This window comes from Burkholderia sp. AU45388 (assembly GCF_030481585.1).
GTDB lineage: Bacteria > Pseudomonadota > Gammaproteobacteria > Burkholderiales > Burkholderiaceae > Burkholderia > Burkholderia sola.
In genome coordinates this window covers 1-12,468 of sequence record NZ_JAUJPV010000033.1, presented here as the reverse complement: position 1 = coordinate 12,468, position 12,468 = coordinate 1, and the positions used below count along the sequence as shown (strand labels likewise).

Below are 12,468 nucleotides of genomic sequence, written 5' to 3'. Positions count from 1 at the left end.
GACCGCACCAGGAATCCAGGATGACCCGAAACGTCGATACGATTTACCCGCTCACGCCTCTGCAGCGAGGCATGCTTCACCATTCGCGACTCGATCCGGCCTCCGGCATCTACGTCGAGCAATTTTCCTGCGTGTTGCATGGCCCGCTGGACCTCGAGCGATTCCGCGGCGCGTGGGAAGCGGTCGTGCATCGCCACGACACACTCAAGACGCTGTTCATTCGCCTGCACGAAGAGAATCCGTTGCAGGTCGTCCGGCATACGGTCGGATTGCCGTTCGAGGTGATCGACTGGCGCGATCGCGCGGCCGACGAGCAAGCCGATCGATTCGAGCACCTGCTGGCGAGCGACCGCGCACGCGGCTTCGATTTCAGCGTCGCGCCGCTGATGCGCGTCACGCTGATCCAGCTCGCTCACGAGCGGCATCGGTTCCTCTGGACCTATCACCACGCGATCCTCGACGGCTGGTCGATGCCGTTGCTGCTCGGCGAGGTGTTTCAACGTTATTCCCGCCCGGACGCGCCGCTTCCTGCCATCGCGCGGGACTATCGCGACTACGTTGCGTGGCTGCGCACGCGCCATGGCGACAGTTCGCTCGACTATTGGCGCGATCTGTTGCGCGGCTATCGCAAGCCGGCAGGATTCGCGCCGTCGGTATGCCCTTCGCCGGCAAACGGCGCAGCAGGCGGCGCCGACACGCGCCGCACGCTGTCGGTTCGGGCCGACACGATGCCGGCCGGATGGATGGAGGCGGCCAGTCGCGCATGCCGCGCGGCCCGGGTGACGCTCAACACGCTTTGCCAGGGTGCGTGGGCGATGCTGCTTGCGCGCTACGGCGGTTGCAACGACGTCGTCGGCGGCATCGTCGTATCGGGGCGTGCCGCGGAGGTGGACGGTATCGAACGCATGGCCGGCCTGTTCATCAACACGCTGCCGTGGCGCGCGACGCTCGACGGCGAACTCGATACGGCCGACTGGTTGCGGCGCTTGCAAGCCGACACGCAGCGCCTGGAACAGCATGCGCCCAGCGCACTCACGGACGTCTTGAAATGCAGCGAAGTGCCGCGCCAGCAATCGCTGTTCGATACGCTTTACGTATTCGAGAACTATCCGGGCCGGGATGGGTTCGACCGGCTCGCGGCGAGTTGCGGGTGGCGGATCGACGAGCCGCGTGCCGTCGAGGAAACGAGTTATGCACTGGCGCTGGTCGTATTGCCGACGGATACGCTGACGTTTCAGTTGACCTACGACACGGCCCGCTTCGACGCGGCATTCATTGAACGCATGGCTTCGCAATACCGCGGACTCCTCGAAGTCCTGATCGACGCGACGCCGCGAAAAGTATGCGATCTCGTGCTCGATGCGCGATCGTCGACGGGTGCCGGCGGCGCGCCCGACGCATCCGCACACGCATCGATCGGCGACGCGACGTTGTCCGCGCATATCGCCGCGCAGGCCGCTCGCACGCCGGATCGGATCGCCTTTTCCCGACCGGACGGGCGCCAGTCGCCGGGTGACGCGCACGGCGTCACCTATGGAACGATTGCCGATCGCGTGCAGCGTGCCGTGCGTCAATGGCGACGTTTCGGCTATCGGCCGGGCGAGCGCGTGCTGATTGCATGCGATGACCCCGTGTCGGGGCTGGTGTTGCTGCTGTCCGGACTGACCTATGGCGTCGATTGCGTGATGACCGACCCGAATCTGCCGTCGTCCGCGTTCGATGCGATCGTCGATGGCGGTTGGTCGCCGGAACCGCTGCGAAGCTGCGTGACGACCGCGCAGCATACGCCGTTGACCGGCGTCATGTGTTACGTATTCGACGAGCAGGATCCGATGTACGGGCAAATCGACGGTATGCTCGACGATCGGTCGGATCCGGTGCAGGGCGCCTGCTCGCTGCTGCGGCGCGATATCGATGGCGATTGGCATGTCATGCGCTATACGCACGCCCAGCTTGTCGAAGCCGCGCGCGCGTTCGGCTCGACGTTACCGGCCGGTGCATCGCGGGATGTTGCGCTCGGCGACGGGCCGCTGTCGCATACGGCGTTGTGGACGGTACTGGGCGCACTGAGTGCCGGGCTGTCGCTGCACCAGATCGCGAGCGCTGGTGATCCCGCGTTTGTGCGGCGGGCGGCGTCTCCGGATGCGAACTGGCACGGTATCGTCCTCAGCCCGGAAGCGACGCGTCATATCGTCCGCGCTTCCTCGATGCTGTCGGCCGGCGCGCTTCGCACCGACTGGATCATGGTCGATGCACGCTCGTTGACGCGTGCGGACGCCGCGCGGCTCGTCGAGCTCGCACCCGGCGCGAAACGCTTGCGACGATTGTGCTGGCCTGCGTGGTCGCTCCCGCATGCGGTGTCGTCGGCCGATGGATTCGATCGCGTCGAATCGGGCGTGGTATCGGCAAAATCGGCCAATGAATCCGTGTTCGTCGCCGACACCCATCTGAACCCGGCGGGTGGGGACGCGCTCGGTACGCTCGTCGTGTCGGGGCATTCGGTGCCCGATCTGATGCTGCGCAACGGCAAGCCGGACCGGGACAGCCTGACCGTCACGCGCAACGGGACGTGGTTGCGCACGACGCTGGACGCGTGGCGGACGGAGCATGGCTGTCATACGTGGCTGCCCGACCGGAATGCGGGTTCCGACGAGACGACGGTGGACTGGCTCGATTTCGAGGCCGACGTTGCGCGGCAGGCGGGTGTCGATGAGGTCGCGCTCGTGGAGCGGATCGCCGAAAGCGGGCAATGGAACTATGCGCTGTTCCATCAGGACGCGACGGCCGACGCCGCGGATATCGTACGCCGGCTGGCCGGGCTGCGCGGCGTGCCGGCACTGTCCGCCGGCGCAATCGTCGCGCTCGCGGCGCTGCCGCGTTCCGCGAAAGGCACGATCGACCGTGTCCGGCTGCTGTCCGGTGACGTCGAGGTTCGCCAGCCTGATCGCCAGGCGGCGCCTCGCGACCTGGTGGAAACGGCGATCCACGACATCTGGTGCGTGTTGCTCAAGCAGCCGCGCATCGGCATTCACGACAATTACTTCGATCTCGGCGGGGATTCGCTGCAAGCGACCGTGATGCTGTATCAGGTGGGCGAACGGCTTCAGCAGCCGATCGACATGGAAACGCTGCTGGCCGCCCCGACGATCGCCGGCCTGGCCGCCAGCATCGCGAATGGCGATGTGCGTCGCGATACGCCGGCCGTCGATTTGCAGGATGAAGCGCGACTCGACCCGACGATCGAGACACGGGAACCGTATGCGTGGCGCCCGTATCGCACGGTGTTGCTCACGGGCGCGACCGGATTCCTCGGCGTGCACCTGCTTCATACGCTGCTCGAGACGACCGACGCGCGCGTGATGTGCGTGGTTCGCGCCGACGATCCGGCGGCCGGCGTACGGCGCATCGAGGCCGCGATGCAGTCGCATGGCTTGTGGGACGCGCGGCACCGCGATCGGATCGTTGCCGTGCCGGGCGATCTTGGCGAACCGAACCTGGGCTTGTCGGCGGCTGCATTCGACGCGCTCGCACGTGAAATCGATGCGATCTACCACAACGGCGCGCTGGTCAACTTCGTTTATCCGTACGCGACGCTGAAGCAGGTCAACGTGCTGGCGACGCAGGACATCGTCAGGCTGGCGAGCCTGCATCGCGTGACGCCGATTCACTACGTGTCCACGGTCGGCACGCTGAACCGTTATTCCGATGCGTTGCCCGAAACGCTCGCGGTGCCGTTCCACGAACACCTGACGAGCGGTTATGAGCAGAGCAAATGGGTCGCCGAGCAGTTGCTCGCCCAGGCGCACGCGCGCGGCGTTCCCGTCACGGTTTATCGTCCGGCGCGGATCGTCGGGCATGCGGTGAGCGGGCGGATGAACCTGGACGATCTGTTCTGTCGATTGATCAAGGGCATCATCCTGTTTGGAAAGGCGCCGCGCGACGTGGGGTTCGACAACATCCTGCCGGTCGACGTCGTCAGCCGGATCATCGTACGTGCGTCGCTCGACCCGACTGCCGCGGGGCATGGCGTGCATGTGGTCAACCCGCGCTGGAACTCGCTGGACGCACTGGTCGATTTCATCGAAGACGAAGGCTTCGCGATCGAACGGACCAGCTACGACGCGTGGCTCGCGGCATTGGCCGAACATGTCCGGCAGGACCCGGCGCATCCGCTTTCGATGCTGATTCCGGTACTCAAGAAATTGAACCCCGTTGCGGATCCGACGGTCGGGCGCATTCTTCCGATCGACGTCACCCAACTGAAGCGGCTTGCGGGTGACGTGCTCGCATTGAGTCTGCGTCCAGCCAACGACTGGTTGCGCACGTTCTTCGATTACTTCTACGAAGACGGTTTTCTCGAGCAGCCGCATGAAAGGCTGGTCACCGCATGAGGGGCGGTTCGCCGATCTGACCGAGCGCGAGACGATGATCTGAAGTTGGCACCATCGGGTCGCAAAGACCGATCTCGTCGAATCGTCGATGCCGGGAAGGCGGGGCCGCCGCCGTCCCGGTTCCCGCATTGCCCGATAGCGATGCGTTGCCGTGCTGCAAGCCGAGCGGCGGGCGAGCCGGCATCGAAACGGTATCTGCCGACCGTGTTCGCGGGTCACGTGCGGTTGAAGTGCCGGGCTTCGACGGTGCGCATGCGCAGGGTCGCCCGGCGGCAGCGCTTCCGTCGGTGAGAAAGTGCCTCCAACGAACATCACCGAAGCGCCGCGCTCGATCAGTCCCGGATCGACGGGTGACTCCTGCCCAATGCCCGCGCGCCATGCTTAAATAGCAGGGCTCCCGACAGCCGGCCGCCACGATCGCAGCGCCGGTCGGCACGGGCCAGCATGTCCGATCGACACCGTGACGACAGACGATACGAAAGTGCCGTTCCGGCCCGCCCGGCGCGGTCCGATAGCATTCCAGGGCATCCCGTCATGACCATTCGCGCGATCGGACGATCGCGCGGCCATCATTTCGTGCGCTGCCCGTTCTTCGACGGCGCGGTATCGCTGTCGCTCGCTCGTGCTGCGGCACAATGTCGGTTCGCATCGGTATCGTGTGCTTCCCCGCCATCCGGACCGACGGAGAACGCATGTCGTTACCCGCCTTCAGGTACCATCCCGACCCGCTTGCAGCGGGCAGCATGATCAGCTCCGGCGCGTGTCGCCGGTGCGGCGGCAAGCCCGGCGGCTACCGGTCCTGCGCTTGACGGCACGGCCCGTGCGAGCGGCGTCGCCCGTTCGCCATAAAACAGAGGAACCTTCGTGAAGTTCATCCACGCGGCAGACATTCACCTTGACAGTCCGTTGCACGGCCTGAGCGCGTATCCCGACGCGCCGGCCGCGCAGTTGCGCAACGCGTCGCGCGAGGCGTTGCGGCAACTCGTGGATCGTGCGATCGAAGAGGAAGTCGCGTTTCTCGTGATCGCGGGCGACCTGTACGACGGCGACTGGAAGGATCACAACACGGGCATCTTCTTCGGCCAGCAGATGGGGCGCCTGCGCAAGGCCGGCATCCGCGCGTTCGTCTTAGGCGGCAACCACGATGCCGAAAGCGAGATGACGAAAAAGCTGACGCTGCCCGACAACGTCACCGTGTTCGGCCACCGCAAGCCGGAAACCGTCAGGCTGCCGGAATTCGACGTCGCGCTGCACGGGCAGAGCTTCAAGGACAAGGCCGTCGTCGACAATCTCGCGATCGGCTACCCGGACCCGGTGCCCGGGCACTACAACATCGGCGTGCTGCACACGGCGCTCGAAGGCTACGCGGCGCACGCGAACTATGCGCCGTGCACGCTGGCCGAACTGCACGCGAAAGGCTACGACTACTGGGCGCTCGGCCACGTGCACGAATTCCAGCAATGGACGGGCCCGTCCACCGTCGTGTTTCCCGGCAACCTGCAGGGGCGTCATATCCGCGAGACGGGCCGGCGCGGCGCGGTGCTCGTGACGGTCGAGCAAGGCAGGACGCAGGTCGAACGCTTGTATCTCGACGTGCTGCGCTGGGAAGCCGTGTCGGTCGATGCGTCCGATTGCCAGTCGGTGGCCGATCTGTCGCGAAAGATCGGCCAGTCGCTGGAGGCGCTGTTGACCGTCGACGGCCACGTGCCGCGCGCGGTGCGCGTCACCGTCACCGGGCGCACGCCCGCGCACGGCCTCTTTTTCGGCCGTGCGCCGCAGTTGCGTGCGGAAGTGCTGAACCAGATCGGCATCATCGGCAACGAGCGGCTGTGGCTCGAGAAGGTCCGGCTCGCGACGTCCGCTGCCGATCGTCAGCCGGGCGAAAGCGAACCGCTCGAAGCGCTGGAGGACCTGAAGCAGATCCTGGCCGATGCCGCGCACGATCCCGATTTCCTCGCGCTGCTCGAACGCGACCTGAAGCCGTTCGTCGGCAAGGTCCGCAGCGACGTGAAGGAGGACGTGCCGTTGCTGACGATGGCGCGCGCGGGCCAGCTGACGGCGCTGGTCGAGCAGGTCGGGCCCGCGTTGCTCGCGCGGCTGGCGAGGGGGGAGTAAGCGATGCGCATCAGCCAGCTCGATCTGATCAAGTACGGCAAGTTCACCGACGAAACGCTGCGGTTCCCGTCGGCCGGCGAGGATTTTCATGTGATCGTCGGGCCGAACGAGGCCGGCAAGTCGACGATTCGCACGGCCGTGTCCGAGTTGCTGTTCGGGATGAAGCTCCAGACGCCGCTCGATTTCCTGCACAGCACGCCCGAATTGCGGATCGGCGGCGTGCTGGAGAGCGCCACGGGTGAACTCGCGTTCCACCGTGCGCGCGGGCGCAGTCCGTTGCGCACGCCCGCCGACGACAAGCTGCCCGACGACTATCTGGCGGCCGTCCTGGATGGCGCGACGCGCGAATTCTTCGAGCAGATGTTCGGGCTCGATCACGGGCGGCTGGTGGATGGCGGCCGTAGCATTCTCGACGCATCGGACAAGCTCGGCCAGGTGCTGTTCGAATCGGCTGCCGGGGTCGGCAGCCTCGGGCCGGTGCGCGAGGAGCTCGATGCGCGCGCGCTCGAATTGTGGGCGCCGCGTCGCAGCGGCAGCGCGTTTGCGCTGGCCGAAACGGCGTTCAACGAAGCGGTGGCCGAACTGAAGACGGTCCAGGTGCGCACGCGCGACTGGGTCGATCGCAAGGACGCGCGCGAAGCGGTCGAGCAGCAGATCGAGCAGGCGCGCGCGGAACAGCGCCGGCTCGAAGCGCTGCGCTCGAAGCTCGAACGCGTGCGGCGGCTCGCGCCGTATCTGAAGGAGCTGACGGTCAAGGACGCGGCGCTGGCGGAACTGGGTGCGGTCGTCGAGTTGCCGCCGACCGCGTATGCGGATCTGCTGAAGGCGCAGGGCGATCTCGCGGCCGAGCAGAAGGTGCTCGAAGAGCGGCGTGCCGATCTGCTCGCGAAGCGGCAGGCGCGCGATGCGATTGTCGCGGACGCCGACACGCTGGCGCTCGAAGCCGATATCGAAGCGCTCGATCGGCTGCGCGGCGCGTGCATGAATCACGCGCAGGATCTGCTGCTGCTCGGCGCGGACGTCGAACGGCATCTGTCCGCCGCGTCGTCGGCGGCCGCGCAGCTCGGCTGGCCGACGGACGAGGCGTCGCTGCGCGCCGCGTTGCCGACGGCGCTGTCGCTGAAGACGGTCGCGAACCTGCTGCGCGAACACGGCGCGCTGCATCAGGCGCTCGTCGGCGCGCGCGAATCGCTCGGCGAACGCACGCGCGAACTGGCGCAGGTCCGCGAACAACAGGCGCGCCTGTCGACCGTCGACGTGCCGGAAGCGTTGCGCGCGGCGCTGGCCGATGCCCAGGGTTTTCGCAACAGCGGCCCGCGCGAGCAGGCGCTCGCGCACGACATCGCGGCGGCCGAACGCACGCTGTCCGGCGCGCTCGATGCACTCGGACCATGGCGCATGCCGGTCGGCGCGCTGCGTGCGCTCGACGTGCCGTCGGCGGCACGGCTCGCCGCGCTGCTCAAGGAAGACAGCGAATGCGCGAGCGCGGCCGCTGCCGCGCGCGACGCGCGGGACGGTGCGCTCGAAGAGCTCGAACGACTTGAATTGCAGGAAAAGCATTTCGCGGAGAACCACAAGGTCGTCACGACCGCCGACGTGCTGGCGGCGCGCGCGCGTCGCGACGGCGCGTGGGGCGACGTCCGCAGCGGCGCCGTCGATCTCGCGACGGGCGCGCCGGCGGTCGACGACGCGATGCGTCTCGCCGACGAACTCGTCGATGCGCAGCTCGGCGCGACGCAGGCCGCGGCGACGCTGCAGTCGCTGCGTCAGCAGGTCGAATCCGCGCGGGCGGGCGTGGCGCGCCGGCAGGCGGCGCTGGAGGAACGCGAGCGCGAACTGGCTGCGCATCGCGATACGTGGGCCGCGCTCGCGACGGCGGCCGCGGTGCCCGGCATGCCGCTGGCGGCGATGGGCGACTGGCTCGCGAAGCGCGACGCGGTGTTCGCCGCGCAGGCCGATCTCGATCGTCAGCGCCGCGAACTCGATGCGATGCGTGCTGCCCGCGCCGGCGCGGAAACCGCGCTGCGTGTGGCGCTGCTGACGGTCTCGCGAGGCGGCGAGTCGGACGGGCTGGCCGCGCTCGTCGCCGTCGCCGAGACGTTCGTCCAGTCGGCCGAGAAAGCGGCCGCACGGAAGGACAGCCTCGACGATCGCGCGCGGGAAGCCGAACGCGGGTGCGCGACCGCGCAGTCGCGGGCCGACCACGCGCAGGCGGCTTACGACGCGTGGCAGGCGCAATGGCGCGACGCGCTGGCCGACGCGAAACTGTCCGCGAGCGCAGCGACGCTGGCCGCGGCGGAAGGGGCGCTCGGGCTCGCGAACACGGTGACGGCCGAACTGGCCGATGCCGACGCGCCGCGCAACCGGATCGCCGCGATCCGCGCGGAGCTGGCCGCGCTCGAGGCCGGTGCGCGACGGCTTGCCGAAGCGCTCGCGCCGGAATGGCTGGCGAGCGGCGACTGGCCGGACGTGGCGCGCCGGCTGACGATGCGCCTTGCGGCCGCGAGGGAAGTCGCGCGGGCGATCGATCGAGCCGACGAGGCCGTGCGGCAGGCCGACGCCAAGGTCGCGGACGCGGCTGCCGCGGTGGCGGGCGCCGATGCGCGTATCCAGCCGCTGCTGCAACTGGCCGGCGTCGCGTCGATCGACGCGGCGCTGCCGTTGGCCGAGCGCTCGGATCGGCAGCGCCAGCTTCGGCAGGCGGTCGATGCCGCGCATGAAGCGCTGGTGCGCGACGGCGACGGGCTGTCCCGATCCGCCGTCGAGGCCGAGGTGGCGGAACAGGACATCGCCGACGTGCCCGCGCATCTCGAAGCGGTGAAGCAGTCGCTGGGCGATGTCGGCAAGCGGCTGAACGAGCTGGCGCAGCAACAGGTCGTGGCCGACCAGGCGTTCGGCGCGATCGACGGCCAGGCGAACGCGGCGGTTGCCGAGTCGAAGCGGCAGGAAGCGCTGGCGGCGATGGGCGACGCGGCCGAACAGTATCTGGAGGCAGCCACGGCGAGCCGCTTGCTGAAGTGGGCGACGGATCGCTATCGCGACCAGAAGCAGGGGCCGATGCTCCGGCGTGCGGGCGAGATTTTCGTCGGGCTCACGCTGGGCGAATTCGCGAAGCTGACCGTCGATACCGAACGGACGCCGCCCGCGCTGTATGCGCGGCGCACGAGGGGAACGTCGGTCGAGGTCGCGGGGCTGAGCGAAGGGACGCGCGATCAGTTGTTCCTCGCGCTGCGGATCGCGGCGCTGGAGTTGCAGCTCGGCAGCCGCACCGCGTTGCCGTTCGTCGCCGACGACCTGTTCATCAATTTCGACGATGCGCGCGCGAAGGCGGGGCTCGACGCGCTGCGCGATCTGTCGACGCGCACCCAGGTGCTGTTCCTGACGCACCACGATCACCTGCTGCCGCTCGTGAGGGACGTGTTCGGCGCGCGGGTCAACGTGGTCGAGTTGCAGCGTGCGCCGGCCGGCGTATGACGCGGAGCGGGCCGGGATGCCGGCCCGCGGGAAGGGGCATCGCGTACAGGTAGTATGAGCAGTTCGGAAACGGATGCGGCCGGTTCGGCGGTCGCGGGTCTGGCCACACGAGGGGGGAATATGAAGAAGCTGGTAGCCGCGATTGCGTTCGCGGCGGACAAGCATCGCAATCAGCGGCGCAAGGACGAAGAGGCGTCGCCGTACATCAATCATCCGATCGCGCTCGCCGACGTGCTCGCCAACGAGGCCGGCGTCGAGGACGAACGCGTGATCGTCGCGGCGGTGTTGCACGACACGGTCGAGGATACGGAGACGACCGAGCAGGAGTTGCTGCGGCTGTTCGGCAAGGACGTGGCGGACATCGTGATGGAAGTCACGGACGACAAGTCGCTGCCGAAGGACGAGCGCAAGCGTCTGCAGATCGAGCACGCGGCCACCATCAGCCGGCGCGCGAAGCTCGTGAAACTGGCCGACAAGATCTGCAACCTGCGCGACATCGCCCGGCATCCGCCCGCGGACTGGCCGCTCGAACGCAAGCAGGCGTACTTCGACTGGGCGAAGTCGGTCGTCGATCCGATGCGCGGCGTCCATCCCGGTCTCGAGGCGATCTTCGACACCGCGTACGCCGCGCGGCCGGCGGACTGACGCACGCGCATGCGATCGGCCCGATCCGTCGCGCGGCAAGCGGCTGCCGTGGCGGGCGTCGACGTCGGCGGCGACAGGAAGCTGTGCGATCTCGTGATCCTGCGTGGGGCGACGGTCGTCTGCCGGGAGGCGCGGGTCGCGCCCGAGTCGCTAGCCGCCTTGTGTCTCGCTCATGACGTTGTCGCCGTCGGCGTCGACGCGCCGAGCCTGTGGTGGACGGGGAGCGGCCGCCGCGCGGCCGAACAGGCGCTCGCGCGTGAACGGATTTCGTGTTTCCCGACGCCGTCGCGTGAGCAGGCCGCCGCGAGCACGTCGGGCTTCTTCGACTGGATGTTCATGGGGGAGCGCGTCTACCGTGCGCTCGCGGACGCCTATCCGTTGCTGACCGACGCGTGCTACACGGGCGGACGCGTGAGCTTCGAAACCTATCCGTATGCGATTACTTGCGCGATGCTGGGCAAGGCCGTGGCGTCGGCGAAGCAGAAGCGCAACCAGCGCCGGCACTTGCTGGAGCGACTGGGCATCGACGTATCGACGCTGCGTTCCGTCGATGCGCGCGACGCGACGCTGTGTGCGTTGACCGCGCAGTACGTGATCGACGGGAACGCGCATGCGTACGGCGATGCGGCGGGCGGATACATCCGTGTGCCGATGATGAGCGAGACGATCGCGCTCGATTCGCCGTAGGAGCGGCGTGCTGCTCCGCGCGGGATGGCGGCCGCAGCGGCGTTTCGTGGGGGAATGCGGCAGGCCCGGCGACGGGCAGGTCAGCTAGCGACTGTCGGCGGGCGTGGCGCGACGCATCTACATCGCGCGATTTCGGGTCAGTCCGCTCAATCCTCGAGGATGGATTTCGGCACGCTGGACAGGTCGCAGGCTTGCGCGTGTTCGAAGTAGCTGTCCGCATCGTCGATCATCACGACCGCGACGTCGATCAGCTCGTCCAGCCGTTGGAGCAGCGATTCGCGCCACTCGATGTCTTCGTCGCGCTCGGGCGTCTTGTCCAGCTGCTCGATGATCGAGTCGGCCGTTTGCAGGAACGGAATGGCCTGCTGATAGTTTTCGATCGAGACCAGCGCCGCATTGCGTGCGCCGACGAGCCGCTCGCGATGCCTATCCGCCAGTTCGGATTCGCCGCTGATGCGCGGCAACAGGTCCGAGATGCGTTGCAGAAGCGGCGGCACCTGTTCTTCCAGCAGGATCGCGCGCTCGCGCAGTGCCGCGTATTCGTCGCGAAGGTCGCTGTCGCCGGATTGAGTCGTGCTGTCCATCGTCAATATGAGTGCGTGGTTCGGTCGCGGCATGATACTCGACCGCGCCAGTTTCCTTGCCTGTTCCGTGTCCCTTATATAGAAGGAAAGGGCGCCTTCGTCATATCTTTGAAAGGCGGCGTGCGTCGGGTTTCACGGCCCGTCGAGCCCGAAGCCCCCGTGCGCGTGAGCGCACGGAGGCTTTTTCAAACTTTCTTCACAAAGGGCTTGCGCGGATGGGGGCGGGTGCTTAGAATCACGCCTCTTTCGCGCTAACGCAAACACGGCGCGAGAGGAAGGGAAGCGGTGCTGTCGGGGTTCGGAGGTAGCGAGCCTTGGCGGTACAGGAAGTTGAGCCCCGCAGTCGCAACGAAGTCGTGTAGAAAGTTGTTGACGAGCTGCGAAACACGGTTCATAATCTCATTTCTCTGCTGCTGAAAACGCAGCGCTGCCGGGAAACACGGAGTTCCTCGCAGAAATGCTCTTTAAAAATTAACAGCCGATAAGTGTGGGCGCTTGATGGCAGCGAGCTGATCCTCGGATCAGATAGCAAAAGTATCAAGAGTCTCACACTAAAGTAAGTCAGGTTTATG

The 12,468-nt window shown here is 67.3% G+C and carries 6 protein-coding genes; 5 read left to right on the top strand and 1 reads right to left on the bottom strand.

What is annotated here, in order from left to right:
- Positions 1 to 20: 20 nt before the first annotated feature.
- From QZM72_RS33120 to QZM72_RS33100, 5 genes are all read left to right on the top strand, one after another.
- Complete coding sequence (locus QZM72_RS33120; RefSeq protein WP_301740211.1) at positions 21 to 4,391, top strand: thioester reductase domain-containing protein; 4,371 nt, start codon at positions 21 to 23, stop codon at positions 4,389 to 4,391.
- Positions 4,392 to 5,255: 864 nt separating this feature from the next.
- Entirely contained in the window at positions 5,256 to 6,506 is a 1,251-nt protein-coding gene (locus QZM72_RS33115; RefSeq protein WP_089470974.1) for a DNA repair exonuclease, read from the top strand.
- A gap of 3 nt (positions 6,507 to 6,509) precedes the next feature.
- Positions 6,510 to 9,980, top strand: coding sequence for a YhaN family protein (locus tag QZM72_RS33110; protein WP_089470975.1), 3,471 nt, complete (start codon positions 6,510 to 6,512; stop codon positions 9,978 to 9,980).
- A gap of 120 nt (positions 9,981 to 10,100) precedes the next feature.
- Positions 10,101 to 10,625 carry an HD domain-containing protein gene (locus QZM72_RS33105; protein ID WP_089470976.1) on the top strand — a complete coding sequence of 175 codons (525 nt, stop codon included), beginning with the start codon at positions 10,101 to 10,103 and terminating at the stop codon, positions 10,623 to 10,625.
- A gap of 9 nt (positions 10,626 to 10,634) precedes the next feature.
- Complete coding sequence (locus tag QZM72_RS33100) at positions 10,635 to 11,312, top strand: DUF429 domain-containing protein (protein ID WP_089470977.1); 678 nt, start codon at positions 10,635 to 10,637, stop codon at positions 11,310 to 11,312.
- Between the two features lie 146 nt (positions 11,313 to 11,458).
- Here QZM72_RS33100 and QZM72_RS33095 read toward each other — a convergent pair whose 3' ends face one another.
- A complete protein-coding gene (locus QZM72_RS33095) occupies positions 11,459 to 11,896 on the bottom strand; it encodes an ATPase (protein ID WP_256979792.1) in 438 nt (145 codons plus the stop codon).
- Between the last annotated feature and the right edge of the window lie 572 nt (positions 11,897 to 12,468).